Below are 21,371 nucleotides of genomic sequence, written 5' to 3'. Positions count from 1 at the left end.
CCGGCGCCCCGGCACTCCGGCGGATCGACGGATCGGCACTCCCGGAAGCCTCGGCGGAGACGGCGACGCCGGGTCGGGTGCGGCCCGACCCGGCGTCGTCCGCCTGGGGAATCCCGCGGTCAGCGGGGGATGATCAGCGCCATCGCCTCGGCCCGGGACTTCGCGTCGTGCTGGAGCGTGCCACGCACCGCCGAGGTGATCGTCTTCGCCCCGGACTTCTGGATGCCGCGCATCGCCATGCACATGTGCTCGCATTCGAGCACCACCACGACGCCGCGCGGGGCCAGCCTGCTCATCAGCAGGTCGGCGATCTGCGAGGTGAGCCGCTCCTGCACCTGGGGCCGGCGGGCGAAGACCTCGACCAGCCGGGCCAGCTTGGACAGCCCGGTGATCCGGCCGTCCGGCCCGGGGATGTAGCCGATGTGGGCGCTGCCGCGGAACGGGAGCAGGTGATGCTCGCACAGGCTCATCATGTCGATGTCCCGGACGAGCACCAACTCCTCGTGGTTTGCCTCGAAGGTGGTGCTGAGCACCTGCGCCGGGTCGACCCGCAGGCCGGCGAAGAGCTCGGCGTACGCGCGGGCGACCCGGGCCGGGGTCTTGACCAGACCGTCGCGGTCGGGGTCCTCCCCTACCGCGATCAGGATCTCGCGGACCGCCTTCTCGATCCGGGCCAGGTCGACGGCCTCCTCGACCGGGCGCCCGGTCAACTTGCCGTTGACCAGGCGCGCGGCGAGGTAGTCCAGCCCGTCGGTGTCGGGCTCGGTCGACGAGGCTCCCTGGGTGGGGACCTCGGGACCGATCTTCGGGTCGGTGCTCAGTGCGTACCGTCCGAGTTGTTCGAGCTGGGCGTGCCGCCGCTGACAGCCGCGCCGTCGGCCTGGGCCTGCGCCTTGAGCGCGTCCTTCTCGGTCGGGGTGAGCACCGGGGGCTCGGTGGAGGGCTGGCGCTTGCCGAAGCCGTTGTACGGGGCCATCGGCGGACGCTTCACCACCCGGCCAGCGATCCGGGCCATGTCGGCCGTGGAGAGGGTCTCCTTCTCGATCAGTTCGAGCACGATGCTGTCCAGGACGTCCCGGTACTCCACCAGGATCTCCCAGGCCTCGTCGTGGGCCAACTCGATCAGCGCCCGCATCTCGCTGTCGATCTCGGCGGCCACCGTGTCGGAGTAGTCCCGCTCGTGGCCCATGTTGCGGCCGAGGAACGGCTCATCCCCGCTGGTGCCGTACTTGATCGCACCGAGCTTGGAGCTCATGCCGTACTGGGTGATCATCGCGCGGGCCAGCCCGGTGGCCTTCTCGATGTCGTTGCCGGCGCCGGTGGTCGGCTCGTGGAACACCAGTTCCTCGGCGGCCCGGCCGCCCAGCGCGTACGCCAGGGTGTCGACCATCTCGGCGCGGGTCTGGGTGTACTTGTCCTCGGTGGGCAGCACCAGGGTGTGGCCCAGCGAGCGGCCACGGGACAGGATCGTCACCTTGTGCACCGGCGCGGCGTGCGGCAGCGCCCAGGCGACCAGCGCGTGCCCGGCCTCGTGGTACGCGGTGATCTTCTTCTCCTGGTCGCCCATCACCCGGGTCCGACGCTGCGGACCGGCGATCACCCGGTCGATCGACTCCTCCAGGGAGTCGTTGCTGATCGCCCGCTGGTCCTTGCGGGCGGTGAGCAGCGCGGACTCGTTGATCACGTTGGCCAGGTCGGCGCCGCTGAAGCCGGGGGTCCGCCGGGCCACCGCGTCGAGGTCGACGTCGGGGGCGAACGGCTTGCCCTTGGCGTGCACCCGGAGGATGGCCTTGCGGCCCTCCATGTCGGGGGCGTCCACCGGGATCTGCCGGTCGAACCGGCCCGGGCGCAGCAGCGCCGGGTCGAGGATGTCCGGCCGGTTGGTGGCGGCGATCAGGATGACCCCGCCCTTGGTGTCGAAGCCGTCCATCTCGACGAGGAGCTGGTTGAGGGTCTGCTCGCGCTCGTCGTGGCCGCCGCCCATGCCGGCGCCACGGTGCCGGCCGACGGCGTCGATCTCGTCGACGAAGACGATCGCCGGGGCGTTGGACTTGGCCTGCTCGAACAGGTCACGGACCCGGCTGGCGCCGACGCCGACGAACATCTCGACGAAGTCGGAGCCGGAGATCGAGTAGAACGGCACCCCGGCCTCGCCGGCGACGGCGCGGGCGAGCAGCGTCTTACCGGTACCGGGCGGGCCGAAGAGCAGCACGCCCTTCGGGATCTTGGCACCCAGGGCCTGGTACTTCGCCGGGTTCTGCAGGAAGTCCTTGATCTCGTGCAGTTCCTCGACGGCCTCCTCGGCGCCCGCGACGTCCGCGAAGGTCGTCTTCGGGGTGTCCTTGGTGATCATCTTCGCCTTGGACTTGCCGAAGTTGAGCACCCGGGAGCCGCCGCCCTGCATCTGCGACATGAAGAACAGCAGCAGGAGCACGAGCAGCGCGATGGGAAGCAGGTTGACCAGCAGGCTCACCCAGACGCTGTCGGACGACACCTTGGTGTCGGCCGGGCCGGTGATCCGGTTGGCCGCCTTGGCGTCGAGGACCTCGTTCCAGACCTGGCCGCCCACCTCGTACGGGAACTGGGCCTCGATCCGGTCGGTGCTGGTGTCACCGAACTTGGTCTTGTTCTCCAGGTCGAGTTGGAGCGTCTGCTCCTTGTCCTGGAATACCGCCTTCTTGATCTTGGCGGTGTGCAGCTGGTCGAGCGCAACGGAAGTGTCCACGCGGTGGTAGCTGGGACCAGCGGTGAACAGCTGACTGAGCACAACGGCGCCGAGGATGACCAGGATGATCCAGACCACCGGTCGGCGGAAGAAACGCGTACGTTCCATGCTGTCGTCGAGCGCCGAGGCGCCCGCATCCTCCTGATCGACGTCCTGACCGTCTGATGGCTTGTCGCCGCCGAGGCGGCGGCCGGAGCCGCCGTGCGGGCCGGCCTCGACCCCGGGGCGCGCAACTGCCGCGCCACGGTCACTCGACGGTACACCGTGCGCGCGACATGTGAGCTTGCGAGCCCAGCAGTTACGCGTAAGGCGAACCGGGTTTCAGCCGGCGTGGCGGGAGTTCCGCACCCGGTCATCCGACCGCCCGGTCACGCGGGTCGAAGGGCCGGGCGTGGAGGAGCCTCCACACCACCGACCCCTACCGTAGACCGATCAGCTGAGAGCGCGCTGAACGTCCGCTTGACAGGTGCCGATGCGAGCGGGCCTCGCCCGGGCTCACGCCCGGGCGTAGACCTCGGGCTTGAGCACGCCGACGTAGGGCAGCTCGCGGTACCGCTCGCCGAAGTCCAGGCCGTAGCCGACGACGAACTCGGTCGGGATGTCGAACCCGACGTACTTCACCGGCACCGGGACCTTGACCGCGTCCGGCTTGCGGAACAGGGCGACGACCTCGACGCTGGCCGCCGAGCGCGACTCCAGGTAGCGCAGCAGCCAGGAGAGGGTCAGCCCGGAGTCGACGATGTCCTCGACGACCACGACGTGCCGTCCGGCGATGTCGCGGTCCAGGTCCTTGAGGATGCGCACCACGCCGGAGGAGGTGGTGCCCTGGCCGTACGACGAGATGGCCATGAAGTCCAGTTCGGCGGGCGGACCCTGCCGGCCCAGCGCGCGGGCGAAGTCGGCCATGAACATGACCGCGCCCTTGAGCACGCAGACGAGTAGGAGCCCATCGACGCCGGCGTAGTCAGCCGAGACCTGCTTGGCCAGCTCCGCCGTCTTCTCGCGGATCTGCGCCTCGGAAATGATCACGTGGTCGATGTCGGCGTCGTACCAGGAGCCGTCAGCCATGACTCCTAGCCTGCCGTACGCCGGATGCCCTCCGTCGGCGGGGCCGCCCCTTTCGACGCGGTCCCGCCCGGGATTTTCTCCGCATCCGGCGCGAACCGGGTCAGTAGATACTGGATCGCCACCGGCGGCCCTCGTCGGTGGGCTTCCAGTCGGCCGAGTCCCGACTGTCGGCGGCGAGGCCGGAGACCGAGGCGGCGACGAGGAGGAGCAGGAAGAGCAGAAGCAGCAGGAATCCCATGGCGGCGCTCGCTTTCGCGGGGTTTCGGATATTTTCGCCGCCGGTGCGCACCGGACTGGAACCAGTCTGCGCGGTCTTCCCCGGGCCGGACAGTGGCAGGAATGCCACTGAGCCTCGATTTTCTGCCACCCGTGCGGTTACCCTCGTCACATGCTCCGCTCCGTCGCCGTCGTCGCCCTGGACCAGGTTGCCGCGTTCGAGCTGGGGGTGCTCGCCGAGGTGTTCGGCACCGACCGGACCGCCGACGGTTTCCCCGGCTACCGGTTCACCGTCAGTTCGGCGGACGGCGCGCCGGTGCGTACCGCCTCCGGCTTCCACCTGATCCCGCACGCCGACCTCGCCCCCGTCGAGGAGGCCGATCTGGTCGCGGTGCCCGCGCACAGCGGTGGCGCGGACGTGCCGCCGGCGGTGCTGGCGGCACTGCGCCGGGCCGACGCCCGCGGCGCGTACGTGCTGAGCGTCTGCTCCGGGGCGTTCCTGCTCGGTGCGGCCGGGCTGCTCGACGACCGGGAGTGCACCACCCACTGGCGGTACGTCGACGAGTTGCAGCGCCGCAACCCCCGGGCCCGGATCCGGTGCAACTCGCTCTACGTGGCCGACGGCAACCTGCTGACCAGCGCCGGCACGGCCGCCGGCATCGACGCCTGCCTCCACCTGGTACGCCAGGAGCACGGCTCGGCCATCGCCACCCGGCTGGCCCGTCGGATGGTCGTCCCGCCGCACCGCGACGGCGGCCAGTCCCAGTACATCGAGGCCCCCATCCCGAAGGCCCCCGAGGCACCCACCCTGGAACCGGTGCTGGCGTGGCTGATGGGTCACCTGGACCGCCCCGTCACCATCGACGGCCTGGCCGCCCGGGCCGGGATGACGCCGCGCACCTTCGCCCGCCGGTTCCGCGCCGAGACCGGCACCACGCCGCACGACTGGCTGACCAACCAGCGGGTGTTGCTGGCCCGGCGGCTGCTGGAGGAGACCGGCCTGAGCGTGGAGGGCGTGGCCGGCCGGGCCGGCTTCGGCGACGCGGCGGCCCTGCGCCACCACTTCACCCGCCGGCTGGGCACCACCCCGCACGCCTACCGGGCCACCTTCCGCGACCGCGCCACGACCGGCTGATCCCCGTCGCCGGCGGCCCGGAGGACGCGGTGGCCAAGAGGTGCCGGATCTCGCCGTCGGCCAGCACCAGCACCAGCACGATCCACTCGATGTCGGTGACCTGGCCCGTCCCGCCGTTGCCGAGACCGCCTTGTCACTGACCTGGAGTCGATCATGCGCGCCGGCGACGGGCCGATGCCGACGGTGCCCGGCCCCTGACGGGAGAGCCCGGCGAGCCCGCCAGGCGAGCCGGTCAGCCGGTCGGGGCGGCGGTGAGCCGGCCGGCGCGGCGGACCACCCGGATGCCGCCGGGCAGGTGGGTCGCGCACTGTCCCCGCCAGTCGGTGACCAGCGCGTCCAGCGCGGCGACGTGCCGGTGGGACAGCGCGGCGGGTGCCGCGCCAAGCTCCCGCGCCCAGGCGTGCAGCACCCGGGTCCGGACCGCCGGGGCGAGCCCCGCCAGCGCCGGCACCGCCAGCCCGCCGGCGGGGTCCCGCACCCCCGCCGCGCCGGTCAGGGCGGCGGCGGCCAGCTCGTCGAGGGCGGCGGTGTCGGCGGCCACCAGGCGGGCCGTCCGGGCGAGGTTGTCCAGCACGGCGGGGCCGAGCGCCCGGACCAGCGCGGGCAGCACGTCGGCCCGGACCCGGGCCCGGGCGTACGAGGGGTCGGTGTTGTGCGGGTCCTCCCACGGGGTCAGTCCGAGCGCGGCGCACGCCTTGCGGGTCTGCTCCCGGGTCACGTCGAGCAGGGGGCGCAGCAGCGGCACCCCGGACAGGTCCCGCCGGGGCGGCATCCCGGCCAGCCCACGGGGGCCGGCGCCCCGGGCCAGCGCGAGCAGCACCGTCTCCGCCTGGTCGTCGCGGGTGTGCCCGGTGAGCAGCGCCGCCGCCCCGTGCCGCCGGGCCGCCTCGGCCAGCGCCTCGTAGCGCGCCTGGCGGGCGGCGGCCTCCGGCCCGCCGGGGCGGCCGGCGACGTCGATGCGTACCGCCTCGGCCGGCGCGAGCCCGGCCCCGCCGGCCCAGGCCGCCACGGCGGCGGCCCGCCGGTCGGAGCCGGCCTGGAGGGCGTGGTCGACGGTGACGAGCCCGGCCCGCCGGCCGAGCCGGGGCGCGACGAACGCCGTGGCGGCGGCCAGGGCGAGCGAGTCGGCCCCGCCCGAGCAGGCGACCAGCACCGGCCCGTCCCCGGCCAGCCCGGTCAGCGCGCGGCGGACCGCGAGCCGGATCGCGGCGACCGGCGGGGCGAGCGCGGCCATCGGCGTGCGGTCAGCCGACGGTCGGGGTGGCGCCGGTCGGCCCGTGCACCCGGGCGACCCAGGCGTCCGGGTCGCCCAGTTCCTCCAGCCGGGGCAGGGTCAACGGGGAGCCGAAGATCTTGTTGAAGCCCTCCATGCCGACCCGCTCGACGACGCCGTGGACGAACTTGCGGCCCTCGGCGTACTGGCGCATCTTGACGTCGACGCCCAGCAGCCGGCGGATCGCCTTCTCCAGCGGGTTGCCCGTCTCCCGGCGCCGGTTGAACCCGGCCCGGATCCGCTCGACGCTGGGGATGACCTGCGGGCCGACGCCGTCCATCACGAACTCGGCGTGCCCCTCCAGCAGGGTCATCAGCGCGGTGAGCCGGTCGAGCACGGCCCGCTGGGCGGGAGTCTGCACGATGTCCAGCACGCTGGCCCGGCTCTCCGGGTCCCTGACCGCGTCGGAGAGGGTGGCCACCCCCCGGCGCAGCCGCTCGACGAGGTGCTCGCCGCCCTGCGAGGCGTCCACGAAGGCCTGCACCTCGCCGAGGAAGTAGGCCCGCATCCAGGGCACCGACGTGAACTGGGTGCGGTGGGTCACCTCGTGCAGGCACACCCAGAGCCGGAAGTCACGCGGGTCGGCCTCCAGCTTCCGCTCCACCTCGACGATGTTCGGCGCGACCAGCAGCAACTGGCCGGGCTCGGCGGAGAAGACCTCGTACTGGCCCAGGACCCGGCCCGACAGGTACGCCAGCACGGTGCCGGCCTGGACCCCGGTGACCCGGGAGCCGATCGCCTCGGTGAGCGGGCCGGGTTGCTTGTCGCCGGCGAGCCGGCCGACCAGCGGGGTGATCACCTCGCGGAGGCCGGCGATGTTGGTCGCCGCCCAGTCCCGCCGGTCCACCACCCGTACCGGCGGGTGCGCCACCTGCGAACGGAGCCCGGTGTAGTCGGCCACGTGCCCGGCCGCCTCGTCGGTCAGCCGCCGCAGGTCGGAGACCACCTCGGTGGCCTCGGCGTACGACACCCGGGGCCCCGACTTGCTCAACGCCCCCGCGGTCGCGGCGGCCAGATCCCAGTCCACGAACTGCGCCATGCACCCACCGTACCCGCGCCGGAACACCCCCACCTTTCGCCGAGGACAGGACATGACCCCGCAAAAGGGGTCCCGGTCGGCTCAGCGGCAGCCGCAGCGGGCCAGCGCGGAGGTGATCCGGTCGAGGGCCCGCCGGGTGTCGTCGAGCGAGTCGGGCGGCACCTGGTCGGTGAGCACGGCGAACGTGAGCAGCCGGCCGTCGGCGGTGGTGACCAGCCCGGCGATGGCGTGCACCCGGGTCAGCGTGCCGGTCTTGGCCCGGACCACGCCGGCCCCGGCCTCCGTGGCCGGCACCTGGTACCGCCCGCCGAGGGTGCCCGACCAGGCGGCGACCGGCAGGCCGCCGAAGATGGCGGCCAACTCCGGGTGGGTGCCGTTGCCGGCGAGCGCGATGAGGTCGGTCAGCAGCGACGGGCTGATCCGGTTGCTCCGGGACAGCCCGCTGCCGTCGGAGAGGGTGATCTCGTCGGCCGACAGGCCCAACTCGCCGATCACGATGTCCATCGCCGCCGCCCCGCCCACGAAGGACGCCGGCTGGTCGCGGGCCAGCGCGACCTGCCGGGCCATGGCCTCGGCGATCACGTTGTCGCTGTCGGTGATCATCAGGTCGACCAGCCGGATCATCGGTAGCGACTCGACCTTGCCCAGTTCGGCGCCGGGCGCGGGAGCCGCGGCGGACGGGGCCGCGCCGGCGGCCGGGGCGGTACCCCGCTTCACCTCGGCGGCGGCCCCGGTGAGCCCGAGCAGCCCGGCGAAGGCGCGGCCGGCCGCCAGGTCCGGCTGTGCGGCCCGCTCCGCCCAGCCGTGGCTGGCGTCGAAGTTCTTCTTCGCGGTCCGCGGGTCCCGGCGCGCGCCGTCGGTCATCAGCGCGCTGATCGCCGCGCCGAACCCACCGGTGGGGATGTCCGGGTCCCAGCCGGGGCCGTACACCGGGCCCGGGAACAGCGAGGAGTCGACGGTGACCCGGGTCGGCGCGGTGCCGCCGAGCGCCTGCTTGACCTGCCTGGCCAGGTCGTCGAGGCGGGCCGCGTCGGGATAGAACCCGTCGCCGTCGACCGCGAGGGTCGGGTCGCCGCCGCCGACGAGGACCACCTCGCCCGGGTTCGCGCCGGCCACCGCCCGGGTGGGGATGCGGTGGTCGGGCCCGCGGGCCTCCAGCACGGTGACGGCGGTGGCCAGCTTGGTCACCGAGGCGGGGACGGTGCCGTCGTCGCCGCCCCGCGCATAGAGCGACCGGCCCGTCGTCACGTCGGCCACCGACACGTTGACCCGGCTGCCCAGTTCGGGGGCCCGCAGCAGCGGTTCGAGGGCGGCGCGTACCCCGTCCGGGGTCGGCTCGGGGGCGTTGGCGTCCGGGCCGGCGAGCACCGGGACCGGCTCCGGCTCGGCGGCCTCGGCGGTCGTCCGCGGGTTGGGCCGGTCCGCACCGAGCCAGCCGGCGACCGGACCGGGCCGGACCACCGCCAGCCCGGCCCCGACCAGGGCGAGCAGCAGCACCACGGCCAGCACGGCCACTGGAAGGCGTCGGCGGCGGGCCGGCGACCGGTCGTACCCCGGGGGCGGCCCGGCCGGCGGCTCACCGGCCGGTTCCGGCGTGGCGGCCGGCGCCGGGGCGTCCGGGCCGGCGGCCGGGGAGGCCGGGTCCGGGTCCGGGTCCGGGAACCGGCCGGCCGCGGACGGCCGGGCCGGGGGTCGCCACACGGGCGGCGGGGGCCGCTCCCCGGTCCCGGTGAGCCGGGCCGTGGCGTCGGCGTCCACCTCGTCGGCAGGGGGCGGCGCGGGGGTACGGGGGACGTGCGCCTCGGGCACCGGGACCCGGCCGGTCGCGCCCCCGGAGCGCGGATGTCCGCCCTTCCGCCCGTCGACCCCCTCCGGGCGGTAGTGTGAATCTTCCCTCCCCACGACCCCCTCCTCCCCGCGTGGAAAACAGCTTGGGTGACACTACTTCGGTCCGAAGACTATGCGGCGGCCGGAGCGGGCGGGTGGGTATTCACTCTGCCCGGAGAGCGGCGCCACTGGTTTCCGTTAGCCAGCGTGGGCAGACGAGGAGCGTGGGAGATGGATTTCGACGTCACGGTTGAGATCCCCAAGGGTCACCGCAACAAGTACGAGGTGGACCACGCGACCGGCCGGATCAGGCTGGACCGTACCCTCTTCACGTCCACGCAGTATCCGGCGGACTACGGGTTCATCGAGGGCACCCTGGGCGAGGACGGCGACCCGCTGGACGCGCTCGTGCTGGTCCCCGAGCCGACCTTTCCCGGCTGCCTGATCCGCTGCCGCACCATCGGCATGTTCCGGATGACCGACGAGAAGGGCGGGGACGACAAGGTCCTCTGCGTGCCCTACGAGGACCCGCGCCAGGAGCACCTGCGCGACATCCACCACCTGGGCGAGTTCGACCGGCTGGAGATCCAGCACTTCTTCGAGGTGTACAAGGACCTGGAGCCCGGCAAGTCGGTCGAGGGCGCGACCTGGGTCGGCCGGGTCGAGGCCGAGGCCGAGATCCACGCGTCGTACCGGCGCGCCCGGGAGGCCGAGGAGCGCGGCGAGCCCGCGCACTGACCCACCCGACGTCGACGGGCCCGGTGGCCGCTCAGCCGAGCAGCCCCCGGGCCCGTTCGTACAGGTCGAGCACGGCGCAGGCCACCGGCACCACGGATACCACCAGCGCGGTGTCGGTCAGGTCGGCCAGCCGACCGACGTACGGCGACACGGGCCGCCGGGCGTACGTGGTGCCGGCGGCCACGGCGACCAGGGCCACGACCAGCCCGCCGACGGCCAGTGACAGCCCCCCGGCCGGACCGGCGCCCACGGCGAGCACCCCGCCGAGCAGGGTGGCCCCGGCCAGCCCGGCGGCCACCGGGGGCACCCGGTGGCGCAGCGCCACGAAGAGCCGGGAGCGCAGCAGCAGCACGGCGGAGGCGACCGCCGCCAGCAGCCGGCCGGCGACCCCGCCCGTCGCGGCGAGCACCGCCGCCGCCCCGGCCGCCAGCACGGCGTGCCCGAGCAGCATCCCGGTGAGGATCTCCTCGGTCCGGGCCACGGCGGCGTGCACCCGGGCCCGGTCGGGCAGGTCCCGGGCGGCCTCGGCGCCGGGGCCACCGTCGCCGGGCAGGGTGATCGGCGGAAGCGGCAGCTTGCCCAGCCGGATGGCCAGCAGCGGCAGCCCGCCCAACGCGAAGACCAGGACGCAGACCAGCACCGCCGCGGCGCCCTCGGCCGGCAGCGCCAGCCCGCCGAGCGCGGCGAGCGCGCCGGCCGCCCCGACGGTCGCGCCGGCCACGAAGACGCGGACCCGGCTGGCCACCCCGAGCAGGCCGAGCACCGCCACCAGCAGCAGCGCCACCGCGCCGGCCAGCAGTTCGGGGGCGCCCAGCCAACGCAGCGGCGGGACCGGGCCGACCGGGTCGCCCGAGCTGACCGCGAGGGCGCCGGCCGCGGCGGCGTACGGCAGGGCGTAGCCGCCCAGCGTGGCGCCGGTGACGCCGTCGCCGTACGCCCGGGAGGCGACCGTGCCGGCGAGGGTGAGCAGCAGCGCCACCGCGACCGTGACGGGCCAGCCGGTCCGGTGCCCGGGCCCGGCGGCGAGCACGGCGAGCAGCCCGACGGCGAGCGGGACGGCCGCCCCGGCCAGGGCTGCGGCCCGGGTGGCGGCCGGCGACCAGGCGGCACCCCGGCGGCGGGCCCCGTCGACGATCGCTTCGACCACGTCGTCGTACTCCAGCTCGGGCCACTCGGCGCGGGCCGGCACCAGGTGCAGCACCTCGCCGTCGCGGACCCCCTGGGGTAGCAGCGCCTGGGCCGTGAGCAGCACCGCGCCGTCGGTGCGGCGCAGCACCCAGCCGCCGTGCCGCTCCCCGTCGTCGGCCAGCCCGTCGCCGGCGTGCCGGAGCACCTCGGGCAGTAGCTCGCCGAGGGGGACCTGTTCCGGCAGGGCGACGTCGACCCGGCGCCGGGGGGCGCTGATCGTGACACGGGCCAGCCCGGATGTCATCGGCGCATCTCCATATCGAAGGGGGACGGTGGCTGCGCGGACGGAAGGACTTTACCTACCATGAGCCAGGCTCGGGTTACCGAGCGCTGTGGGGGAGGCCGAGTGTCCACTGTCGTCATCAAGCGACCGCCCCGGCGACCGGCGCCGGAGATCCCGCTCGGCGAGCTGCCCGTCGAGGCGCCACCGGAGATCCCCGCCGGCACCGGCAGCCGCTGGCAGCAGGCGCTGATGGTGCTGCCGATGCTGGGCGGGACGGTCGCGATGGCGATGATGTTCGGCCGGGGCGGTGGGGCGTACTCCTACGTGGTCGGCGGGATGTTCGGGCTCTCCTCGGTGGCGATGCTGGTGACCTCGTGGGGCAGCGCCGCCGGCACCCCGAAGAAGTCGGAGCTGATGGCCGCCCGGCGGGAGTACCTGCGGCACCTCACCACGCTGCGCCGCCGGGTCCGGCAGACCGCCGGGCAGCAGCGGGCCGGCCTGCACTATCGGCACCCCGACCCGGCCCGGCTCTGGTCGACCGTCGACAGCCACCGGGTGTGGGAGCGCCGGCCGGCCGACCCGGACTTCGCCGTGGTCCGGGTGGGCCTCGGCCCGCAGACCCTGGCCACCCCGCTGGTCCCTCCGGTCACCCGGCCGCTGGAGGAGCTGGAGCCGATGACCGCCGGCGCGCTGCGTCGCTTCCTGGACGCGTACTCGGTGGTGCCGGACCTGCCGGTGGCGCTGTCGCTGCGCAGCTTCGCCCGGGTCCACGTCCGGGGCGAGCCGGCCCGCCAGGGCACCGACGGGGCGGTCCGGCCCGGCACCGGGTCGCCCGACGCCCAGGCGCTGGCCCGGGCCCTGCTCACCCAGCTCGCGGTCTTCCACGCCCCGGACGAGCTGCTGGTCGCGGTCTGCGCCGGGCCGGAGCGGCGGGCGCTCTGGGAGTGGGTCAAGTGGCTGCCGCACGCCCACCACCCCACCCGCGTCGACGCCGTCGGGCCGGTCCGCCTGGTCACCAGCTCCGCCCCCGAGCTGGAGCGGCTCCTCGACGACGTGCTGGCCAGCCGGTCCCGGTTCAGCCCGGCCGGCCCGGCGACCGACGGACCGCACGTCGTGGTGGTGCTCGACGGCGGCGACCTGACCGGCGCCACCGACCTGGTCGGCGACGGCGGCATCGACGCGGTCACGGTCGTCGACCTGGACACCCCGCCGCCCCGCCTGCTCGACCGGTACGCCCTCCTGCTCGACCTGCGCGGCGGCCGGCTGCACTCGCACTCCGCCGAGGGGCACGCCGAGGTGGGCGCCGCCGACGGGCTGGCGCCCGCCGACGCGGAGGCGGTCGCCCGCCGGCTGGCCCCGCTGCGGCTGGCCACCGCCGTACGCGGGCCGGACGCCCCGGTCAACGCCGAGCTGGGCCTGCCCGAGCTGCTCGGCATCGGCGACCCGGAGGGCTTCACCGCCGAGCAGGGCTGGACGCCCAGGTCGGCCCGGGACCGGCTGCGGGTGCCGATCGGGGTGGGCACCGACGGTGGGGCGATCGAGCTGGACCTCAAGGAGTCCGCCCAGGACGGGATGGGCCCGCACGGGCTGCTGATCGGGGCCACCGGCTCCGGCAAGTCCGAGCTGCTGCGCACCCTGGTCCTCGGGCTGGCCGCCACGCACAGCTCCGAGCAGCTCAACTTCGTGCTGGTCGACTTCAAGGGCGGAGCCACCTTCGCCTCGTTCGACCGGCTGCCGCACACCGCCGCGGTGATCACCAACCTGGCCGACGCGCTGCCGCTGGTCGACCGGATGGTCGACGCGATCAACGGGGAGCTGGTCCGCCGCCAGGAGCTGCTGCGCCGGGCCGGGAACTTCGCCAGCCTGCGCGACTACGAGCGGGCCCGGGCGGCCGGCAACCCGCTGGCCCCGCTGCCGTCGCTGCTGCTGATCTGCGACGAGTTCTCCGAGCTGCTCTCGGCCAAGCCGGACTTCATCGACCTGTTCGTGCAGATCGGCCGCCTGGGCCGGTCGCTGGGGGTGCACCTGCTGCTGGCCAGCCAGCGGCTGGAGGAGGGGCGGCTGCGCGGCCTGGACACCCACCTGTCGTACCGGATCGGGTTGCGCACCTTCTCGGCGCTGGAGTCGCGCACGGTCCTCGGGGTGCCCGACGCGCACGAGCTGCCCCGCTCACCGGGGCACGGCTACCTGCGCTTCGGCACCGAGCCCTTGGTGCGCTTCAAGGCCGCGTACGTCTCCGGCGTGCTGCGCCGCCCCGACGGCGCGGCGGGACCCGGCGCGGCCGGCGTGCCCCGCCTGCTCGCCTTCTCCACCCACGCGGTGCCGGTGCCGGAGCCGGCCGTCCCCGCCCCGACGGCCGCCGCCGAGGCGGACCCCGGCGCCGCGAGCCTGCTCGACGTGCTGGTGGGGCGGCTGGCCGGGCAGGGACCGCCGGCGCACCAGGTGTGGCTGCCGCCGCTGGACGTCGCACCCACCCTCGACGAGCTGCTCGGGCCGGTCGGCGCCGACCCGGCGCGCGGGCTGGGCTCCGCCAACCCGGAGCTGCACGGCGCGCTCCAGGTGCCGGTGGCCGTCGTCGACAAGCCGTTCGAGCAGCGCCGGGACCTGCTCTGGCTGACCCTCGGCGGATCGGCCGGACACGTCGGCGTGGTCGGCGGTCCGCAGAGCGGCAAGTCGGGCCTGCTACGCACCCTGGTCTGCGCGCTGGCGCTGACCCACACGCCGGTCGAGGCGCAGGTGTACTGCCTGGACTTCGGCGGCGGGGGCCTGGCCGCGCTGCGCGACCTGCCGCACGTCGGCGGGGTGTCCGGCCGGACCGACCCGACCGCCGTGCGGCGCACCGTCGGGGAGATGGCCACCCTGCTGGCCGACCGGGAGCGCCGCTTCGCCGAGCTGGGGGTGGAGTCGATGGCGGCGTACCGGCAGCGGCGGGCCGCCCTCGCCGCCGCCGGCCAGCCGGCCGCCGACCCGTTCGGCGACGTGTTCCTCGTGGTGGACGGCTGGGGCACCCTGCGCACCGAGTACGACGACCTGGAGCCCCTGGTCACCGAGCTGGCCACCCGGGGGCTGTCGTACGGGCTGCACGTGGTGGCCAGCGCGCTGCGCTGGACGGACTTCCGCCCCGCCGTCCGGGACCTGTTCGGCTCCCGCCTGGAGCTGCGCCTGGGCGACCCGTCGGACTCGCTGCTGGTCCGGCGGGCGTCGGCGGCGGGGGTGCCGGACAAGGCGCCCGGCCGGGGCATGACCGGCGAGGGCCTGCACTTCCTCACCGCGCTGCCCCGGCTGGCCGGGCCGGACGGGGAGACCGCCACGCTGGTGAAGGCGGTCGCCGGGGCCTGGACCGGGCCGGTCGCGCCCCGGGTCCGGCTGCTCCCGCCGGTGCTGCCGTACGCGGAGCTGGACCTGGCCGCCACGACCGGGCTGGCGGTGCCGGTCGGGATCGCCGAGGCGGACCTGCGCCCGGTGGTGCTCGACTTCGCCACCGAGCCGCACCTGCTGGTCTTCGGGGACGCCGAGTGCGGCAAGTCGTCGTTCCTGCGGGCGCTGGCCGCCACCGTCGTGGGCCGGTTCACCCCCGCCCAGGCCCGGGTGATCCTGGTGGACTACCGGCGCAGCCTGCTCGGCGCAGTCGAGACGGAGCACCGGATCGGCTACGGCACCGCCGCCGCCCGCACCGCCGAGCTGATCGAGTCGGCCGCCGGGTACATGCAGCGCCGGCTGCCCGGCCCGGACATCACCCCGGCCCAGCTACGCGAGCGGTCGTGGTGGTCGGGGCCGGAGTTGTTCGTGCTGGTCGACGACTACGACCTGGTGGCCAGCGGGCCGGTCAACCCGCTGCGGGCGCTGGAGGAGTACCTGCCGCAGGCCCGGGACATCGGCCTGCACCTGGTGCTGGCCCGCCGGGCCGGCGGCGCCACCCGCGGCTACGACCAGTTCCTCCAGCGGCTGCGCGAGCTGTCCACCCCGGGCCTGGTGATGGCCGGCAGCCCGGACGAGGGGCCGCTGGTCGGCCAGGTCCGGCCCGGCCCGCTCCCGCCCGGACGGGCCCGGCTGGTGACCCGGCGGGAGGGCGTACGCCTGGTCCAGCTCGCCCATCTCCCTCCGCAGTGAACGCCCGCACCGCCCCCGCGTCTGCGGCGCTCCCGGTGACCTGTTGCCGGATCGGCGCGTGACGGAGGAAAGAACCGGTAATCTCCGAGCTGCATGTGTTCGCCGCGATGAATGGCTGGGAATGTGACTGGGGATCGGCAGGGCCGTCCGACGACGGCGCGACGGCTCACCCGCCACGCGCTGCTCGGCGCGACGGCGCTCGCGGTGTCGCTCATCGGTCCGGTTCCGCCCCCGGCCCTCGCCGCGCCGGCCCGCCCCGCCGCGCTCGCCGCGCCGCCGGCCGGGTCGGCGCCCTGGCGGGCGTCGCCGGTGGACACCCCGGCCCGGGCCGACCAGGTCCGCGACGAGCAGTGGCAGCTCGACGAGCTGCGGGCGTCGACCGCCTGGCGCACCTCGACCGGGCGCGGCGTGACCGTGGCGGTGATCGACTCCGGGGTGGACGGTTCGCACCCGGACCTGACCGGTCAGGTGCTGCCCGGCATCGACCTGGTCGACGACGGCGACACCGACGAGGGCCCGGACCCGGTCGGGCACGGCACGACGGTGGCCGGCCTGATCGCCGGGCGCGACGACGACAGGCGCGGCGCGGTCGGGCTGGCCCCCGACGCGAAGATCCTCCCGGTGCGGGTCCTCGACGACGAGAACCGGTACGACGACGCGATGATCGTCGCGAAGGGAGTCCGGTGGGCCGTCGACAACGGCGCCCGGGTGATCAACCTGTCCCTCGGCGGCAGCGGCGACAGCCCCGCCCTGGCGGCGGCGCTGGACTACGCGTTCGTCCGGGACGTGGTGGTGGTCGCCTGCACCGGCAACCTGGCCGTGTCCGCCGACACCAAGGTCTGGTACCCGGCCCGGGAGCCGGGCGTGATCGCCGTCGCCGGCCTGGAACGCGCCAGCGACAACCTCTGGTCCGGTTCGATCACCGGCGACGCCACGGTCCTCACCGCGCCGGCCGCCGGCCTGGTCGGGGCCCGGCCGGGCGGATACTGGCGGGTGCAGGGCACCAGCTTCGCGGCCCCGCTCGTCGCCGCCACCGCCGCCCTGGTCCGGGCCCACTGGCCGCAGATGTCCGCCGGCGAGGTGGTGAACCGCCTGATCAGCACCGCACGGGACATCGGGCCCGCCGGCCGCGACGACCGCTTCGGGTACGGCGTGGTCGACCCGGTCGCCGCGCTCACCGCCGCCGTGCCGCCGGTGCAGCGCAACCCGCTCGACGACCAGACCTCCCCCGGTGTGGTGGGCTTCGGCCCGGCGCCCGGCACCGCCGAGGAGCCGGTCGCCGGCGCCGGCGCGGACCCGCTCGGCTTCACCGCGCCCCGCCAGCAGACCCGCTGGACGGCCCGGCCGGCCGGCGGCTCGGACGGCTCCGACCCGGGACAGCTCTGGACGAGCGTCGCCGCCTTCGCCGCCCTGGCCACCGGGGCCGTGCTGGTGGCCCGCCGCCTCCGCCGGTCGGTCCGCTGACCGGTCGCCACCGTCGGGTTCCGTCGGCGCCGGCCGGCCTGCTCCGGCGCCCGGCTGGGTAGGCATCCGGCATGAGCACGCCCGGTCAGCACACCCCCGCGTCGGCGTCCCCGTCGTGGCGGGCCCGCCGCCTCGACCAGGACCGGTCGCTGGGGCTACGGCTCACCCTCGCCGCCACTGCGGCCTTCCTGGTCCTGGTGCCGTTCGCCCTGCTCGCCATGCTGGTGCTGGGCGCCTGGGCGCCGCTGCACCGGCTGGACGCCGCGGTGACGGACGCCCTGCACGGGTACGCCCTCGGCCATCCCGGCTGGGTGTGGTTCATGACCGGCTGGACCAACGTCTTCGGCCCCGGGCCGCTGCGGGTCGCCGTGCTCGCCGTGGTGGTCTGGCTGTACTACCGGCGCGCCCTGCGGCTGGCCTGGTGGGCGGTCACCACGATGGCCGTGGGCGGCCTGCTGGGCGCGCTGCTCAAGCTGCTGGTCGGCCGGGACCGGCCGGACCTGCTCGACCCGGTGGCCCGGGCCGCCGGCTACTCGTTCCCCTCCGGGCACGCGCTGAACGCCACCCTGGCCGCCGGGGTGCTGCTGCTGATCTTCCTCCCGTACGCCCGGAAGCGTCCCGCCGCCCGGTGGGCGCTGTGGGCCGCCGCCGTCGTGGTCGCCGGCCTGACCGGGGTGAGCCGGGTGGCGCTGGGCGTGCACTGGACCAGCGACGTGATCGGCGGCTGGCTGCTGGGCGCTGCGACGGTGGCCGCCACGACGGCCGCCTTCCGCACCTGGCGGGCCCGCACGGGCCGCCGCCCGTCGCACCCCGCGACCGAGGGCGTCGAGCCCGAGCTGGCCGACGAGGCGGGCCGGCCGGGGCCGGAGGGCGGGCCGGCGTAGCGACCGGGCCACGGGCCGTGTCAGGTGCACTCGCCGGTGCCGACCGGGCGGGTGCGCTCGGCGCCGGCCAGCGCCACCGGGCGGGCCTCGGCCGCGGTCACCGCGAAGCCGGTGTTCGGGTCGTCCGCCGCCGCCGCGAAGATCACCCCGAGCACCAGGCCGTTCGAGGAGAGCAGCGGACCGCCCGAGTTGCCGCTGCGGACCAGCGCCCGGATCGTGTAGATCTCCCGGGTGACGTCGCCCGAGGAGTAGATGTCCGGACCGGTGATCCGGTCGACGTCGCGCACCCGGGCCGACTGGGCGTTGTACGGCCCGTCCAGCGGGAAGCCCAGCACGATCGCGTCCGCCCCGCTGCCCGCGTTGCCGGCGGCGAAGCGCAGGGACGGGCCGGGCAGGCCCGGCACCCGCAGCACGGCCAGGTCACGGTTGGGGTCGTAGACGACGACCTCACCGTCGTACCGGTCGCCGCCCAGCTCCACGGCCACCGAGCGGGTGCCGGCCACCACGTGCGCGTTGGTCATCACCCGGTCGTCGGCGTACACGAAGCCGGAGCCCTCGATGCGGCGGGCGCAGCTCGGCGCGGAGCCCAGCACCTTGACCACCGAGCGCCGGCCGTTGGCGACCACCTCGGAGCCGGCGAGCGCCGGGTCGGGCGGGTCGACCTGCCGGGCCCGGGTGGGCGCGAGGTCGCCGAAGACGTCCGGGAAGCCATTCGTGTCCACCGTGTCCCGCAGCGCGTTGGACAGCTCCTGCGCCTTGTCCGGCAGCACCCGGTCGACCACGGTGAGCAGCGCGCTGTTGCGCACCGAGGAGGCGAGCCAGGGCAGCGACGACGAGCCCAGCGGCACGGCCACCAGCCAGGCCACCAGCATGACGGCGACGAGTGAGACGACCGCCCCGCCGATGTCGTCGGCCCGCCTGCCGACGTCGCTGGTGATCGTCTGGCGCAGGTGTGAGCCGAGCCAGCCGGCCAGCGCCTGACCCACCACGGCCAGCCCGAAGACCGCGACGAGGGAGATCAGCACCCGGGCGCCGCTGTCCACGAACTGCCGGGCCAGCAGCGGGCCGACCTGGAGACCGACGAGCGCGCCCACGAAGAAGCCGGAGAACGACAGCACCCCGATGACGAAGCCCTGACGGTATCCGCTGATCGCGAACACGAGCATGAGCAGGAGCAGGACGAGATCCACGGCGGACACGCCCCAAGGGTACGGGCACCCGGCTCGCCGGCGGCCCGCCGCTCGCGAACGCGATGGTCAGGTGCGCGGGCCGGTCATCTCGTCGGCCTCGTCGGTGCCGGCCGACGGCGCCGGGGCGGCCCCGGTGGGCGGCAGGTCGACGACCCGGTCGCGCGGCCAGGGGCGGGCCCAGCCGCCCATCTCCAGCAGGGTGGCGAGCACCCCGGCGGTGAAGCCCCAGACCAGCATGCCGCGCACCGAGAAGGCCGGGCCGATCCAGCCGCTCGGGTGGCGTACCCGGATGCGGTTGGCCGGATCGACGAGTTCGGCGACCGGCAGCCGGGCGACGTGCGCGACCTCGGCCGGTTCCCGGGGGTGCACCGGGTGCGGCCGGTGCCACCAGCCGAGCACCGGGGTCACCACGAAGTCGCTGACCGGGATCCACAGCTTCGGCAGCTCGGCCAGCACGGTGACGCTGGCCGGGTCGAGGTCTACCTCCTCGTTCGCCTCGCGCAGGGCGGTGGCGGCGGAGTCGGCGTCGGTCGGGTCGGCCGCCCCGCCGGGAAAGGCCGGCTGCCCGGCGTGGTTGCGCAGGGTCGCGGCGCGCTGGAGGACCAGCACGTCCGGGCCGGCCCCCGGCTCCTCGGCCAGCAGCACCAGCACGGCGCTCTCCCGCCCGCCGCTGCTCGGGGTGGCGATCCGGGTGAAGTCCTCGACCCGCGCGGTGCCGAGCCGGGCCAGCAGCGGGTCGATCCAGGGCGGGGGCTGCCGGGTCACCCGGACACCTCCAGCCCGAGGTGCCGGCGGACCAACTCGGCCAGCCGGGCGTCGTCCAGCGCCCCGGAGACGTCGACGTGCCGGACCCGGCCGTCGGCGTCGACGAACACGGTCAGCGGGATGGCGTTGCGGTTGAGCCCCCGGCTCAGGCTGTCGCCCTGGTCGAACAGGACCGGGAAGCGGATGCCGAAGTCCTCGCCGATCGACTGGGCGGCGTCCCGGTCGTCCCGGGCGTTCACCCCGACCACCTGGAGCCGGCCGGCCGCGCGCTCGCTGAGCCGCTGGAAGGCGGGCAGTTCCTTGCGGCAGGGCGGGCACCAGGACGCCCACAGGTTGATCACGGCCGGTCCCCGGACGTCCCGCAGCGCGACCGGGTCGCCGCCGGTGAAGCAGGGCAGCGCCAGCTCGGGCAGCACCGACCCGCCGGGCGCCCCGGTCCTGGTCGGCCCGGCCCCGGTCGGCCCGGCCCCTGACCCGGTCGGCGTCGGGCCGGCCTGGGCCGGCGGCGTGGTCAGGGCCGCACAGGCGGCGAACGGCGAGGGCCGGGTGTTCCTCCGGGGCTCGGGCGGCGCCGGCTCCCCGGCGGGAGCCGTGCAGCCGGCGGCGAGCAGCGCCACCGGCAGGAGCAGGGCGGCGAGGCGGCGCTTCACGGCACCTCCGCAGCCACCGCCTGCTGCGGCACCAGCTCGGGGTCGACGCCTGCGGCGGCGGCCAGGTCCCGCGCCCGGGGGCCCTTGAGCAGCTTCGCGGCGGCGGCCGGCCCGGTCGGCCCGGTCCCGTACGACGGGCAGAGCTTCACCAGGGTGCAGGCGCCGCAGGCCGGCTTACGGGCGTGGCAGACCCGCCGGCCATGGAAGATGATCCGGTGCGACAGCATCGTCCAGTCGCGCTTCGGGTACATCGCGCCGATCGCGTGCTCGATCTTGACGGGGTCGGTCTCGTCGGTCAGCCGCCAGCGGTGCACCAGCCGCTGGAAATGGGTGTCGACGGTGATGCCGGGAACGGCGAAGGCGTTGCCGAGGATGACGTTGGCGGTCTTGCGGCCGATCCCGGGCAGCGTGACCAGGTCGACGAGCTTCCCCGGCACCCGGCCGTCGTACCGCTCGACGAGGCCCCGGCCCAGCTTGATCAGCGAGTCGGTCTTGTTCCGGTAGAAGCCGGTGGGCCGGATCAGCTCCTCCAGCTCCGCCCGTTCGGCGCCGGCGTAGTCGGCTGCCGTCGGGTACCGACCGAACAGCTTCGGGGTGACCTCGTTGACCTTCTTGTCCGTGCACTGCGCGGACAGGATCGTGGCGACGGCCAGCTCCAGCGGGTTGGTGTGGTCCAGCTCGCAGTGCGCGTCGGGGTGGGTCTCGGACAGCACCCGACCGATCTTCCGGGCACGGCGCGTGCGACCGAGGTCGGTCTCGGTGGCTGCGGGGGAACTGGTGGTCACGACGGAAAGCCTACGTCGGCCCGGTGCCGGCTCGTCGGGCGCACGCTGGCGGCGCGTCACCGCAGCGGCGGGTGCGGTCCGCCCGCCCCCG

Annotated in this window: 17 protein-coding genes; 5 read left to right on the top strand and 12 right to left on the bottom strand. The window is 75.3% G+C overall.

Going from position 1 to position 21,371, the window contains the following annotated elements:
• Window positions 1–119: 119 nt before the first annotated feature.
• The 4 genes from folE to OOK41_RS04850 all read right to left on the bottom strand — a co-directional run bounded on the left by folE (window position 120) and on the right by OOK41_RS04850 (window position 4,031).
• The gene (gene folE, locus OOK41_RS04865) at window positions 120–746 is read right to left on the bottom strand and encodes a GTP cyclohydrolase I FolE (protein ID WP_117664934.1); all 627 of its coding nucleotides are present in this window, start codon (window positions 744–746) and stop codon (window positions 120–122) included.
• Window positions 747–817: 71 nt separating this feature from the next.
• On the bottom strand, window positions 818–2,833 hold the full coding sequence (ftsH, locus tag OOK41_RS04860; RefSeq protein WP_117664776.1) for an ATP-dependent zinc metalloprotease FtsH: 2,016 nt from the start codon (window positions 2,831–2,833) through the stop codon (window positions 818–820).
• 387 nt (window positions 2,834–3,220) lie between these two features.
• A complete protein-coding gene (gene hpt, locus OOK41_RS04855) occupies window positions 3,221–3,793 on the bottom strand; it encodes a hypoxanthine phosphoribosyltransferase (protein WP_117664775.1) in 573 nt (190 codons plus the stop codon).
• 100 nt (window positions 3,794–3,893) lie between these two features.
• Complete coding sequence (locus OOK41_RS04850; protein ID WP_266263110.1) at window positions 3,894–4,031, bottom strand: hypothetical protein; 138 nt, start codon at window positions 4,029–4,031, stop codon at window positions 3,894–3,896.
• A gap of 150 nt (window positions 4,032–4,181) precedes the next feature.
• Here OOK41_RS04850 and OOK41_RS04845 point away from each other — a divergent pair, with 150 nt between their 5' ends.
• Window positions 4,182–5,144 carry a GlxA family transcriptional regulator gene (locus OOK41_RS04845; protein ID WP_266263109.1) on the top strand — a complete coding sequence of 321 codons (963 nt, stop codon included), beginning with the start codon at window positions 4,182–4,184 and terminating at the stop codon, window positions 5,142–5,144.
• Between the two features lie 232 nt (window positions 5,145–5,376).
• On the opposite strand, the gene tilS is transcribed toward OOK41_RS04845, so the two are convergent.
• From tilS to dacB, 3 genes are all read right to left on the bottom strand, one after another.
• The gene (gene tilS / locus OOK41_RS04840; RefSeq protein ID WP_266263108.1) at window positions 5,377–6,378 is read right to left on the bottom strand and encodes a tRNA lysidine(34) synthetase TilS; all 1,002 of its coding nucleotides are present in this window, start codon (window positions 6,376–6,378) and stop codon (window positions 5,377–5,379) included.
• Window positions 6,379–6,388: 10 nt separating this feature from the next.
• On the bottom strand, window positions 6,389–7,456 hold the full coding sequence (locus OOK41_RS04835) for a zinc-dependent metalloprotease (protein ID WP_117664771.1): 1,068 nt from the start codon (window positions 7,454–7,456) through the stop codon (window positions 6,389–6,391).
• An 81-nt stretch (window positions 7,457–7,537) separates the two neighbouring features.
• Window positions 7,538–8,971 (bottom strand): D-alanyl-D-alanine carboxypeptidase/D-alanyl-D-alanine-endopeptidase, encoded by a 1,434-nt coding sequence (gene dacB, locus OOK41_RS04830; RefSeq protein WP_266267731.1) that lies wholly within the window; start codon window positions 8,969–8,971, stop codon window positions 7,538–7,540.
• A gap of 543 nt (window positions 8,972–9,514) precedes the next feature.
• Here dacB and OOK41_RS04825 point away from each other — a divergent pair.
• Window positions 9,515–10,021, top strand: coding sequence for an inorganic diphosphatase (locus tag OOK41_RS04825; protein WP_117664769.1), 507 nt, complete (start codon window positions 9,515–9,517; stop codon window positions 10,019–10,021).
• A gap of 31 nt (window positions 10,022–10,052) precedes the next feature.
• On the opposite strand, the gene eccD is transcribed toward OOK41_RS04825, so the two are convergent.
• Window positions 10,053–11,453, bottom strand: coding sequence for a type VII secretion integral membrane protein EccD (eccD, locus tag OOK41_RS04820; protein WP_117664768.1), 1,401 nt, complete (start codon window positions 11,451–11,453; stop codon window positions 10,053–10,055).
• 102 nt (window positions 11,454–11,555) lie between these two features.
• Here eccD and eccCa point away from each other — a divergent pair, with 102 nt between their 5' ends.
• From eccCa to OOK41_RS04805, 3 genes are all read left to right on the top strand, one after another.
• A complete protein-coding gene (gene eccCa, locus OOK41_RS04815) occupies window positions 11,556–15,542 on the top strand; it encodes a type VII secretion protein EccCa (protein ID WP_266263107.1) in 3,987 nt (1,328 codons plus the stop codon).
• Between the two features lie 111 nt (window positions 15,543–15,653).
• A complete protein-coding gene (gene mycP, locus OOK41_RS04810; protein ID WP_117664766.1) occupies window positions 15,654–17,006 on the top strand; it encodes a type VII secretion-associated serine protease mycosin in 1,353 nt (450 codons plus the stop codon).
• 71 nt (window positions 17,007–17,077) lie between these two features.
• Complete coding sequence (locus OOK41_RS04805) at window positions 17,078–17,890, top strand: phosphatase PAP2 family protein (RefSeq protein WP_266263106.1); 813 nt, start codon at window positions 17,078–17,080, stop codon at window positions 17,888–17,890.
• A 20-nt stretch (window positions 17,891–17,910) separates the two neighbouring features.
• On the opposite strand, the gene OOK41_RS04800 is transcribed toward OOK41_RS04805, so the two are convergent.
• From OOK41_RS04800 to nth, 4 genes are read right to left on the bottom strand one after another with little or no spacing between them, the layout of a single operon-like run.
• Window positions 17,911–19,089 (bottom strand): MarP family serine protease, encoded by a 1,179-nt coding sequence (locus OOK41_RS04800; RefSeq protein WP_266263105.1) that lies wholly within the window; start codon window positions 19,087–19,089, stop codon window positions 17,911–17,913.
• Between the two features lie 57 nt (window positions 19,090–19,146).
• Entirely contained in the window at window positions 19,147–19,845 is a 699-nt protein-coding gene (locus OOK41_RS04795; protein ID WP_117664763.1) for a CoA pyrophosphatase, read from the bottom strand.
• Window positions 19,842–20,495, bottom strand: a complete 654-nt coding sequence (locus OOK41_RS04790; protein WP_266263104.1) for a TlpA disulfide reductase family protein — start codon at window positions 20,493–20,495, stop codon at window positions 19,842–19,844. The genes OOK41_RS04795 and OOK41_RS04790 overlap by 4 nt, the downstream gene beginning before the upstream one ends.
• Window positions 20,492–21,280 carry an endonuclease III gene (gene nth / locus OOK41_RS04785; RefSeq protein WP_266263103.1) on the bottom strand — a complete coding sequence of 263 codons (789 nt, stop codon included), beginning with the start codon at window positions 21,278–21,280 and terminating at the stop codon, window positions 20,492–20,494. Before nth ends, OOK41_RS04790 begins: the two co-directional genes overlap by 4 nt.
• Window positions 21,281–21,371 lie beyond the last annotated feature (91 nt).

The organism is Micromonospora sp. NBC_01655, from assembly GCF_026339755.1.
In the GTDB taxonomy this organism is placed as follows: Bacteria; Actinomycetota; Actinomycetes; order Mycobacteriales; family Micromonosporaceae; genus Micromonospora.
This window is presented reverse-complemented; position numbering and strand designations above follow the sequence as displayed.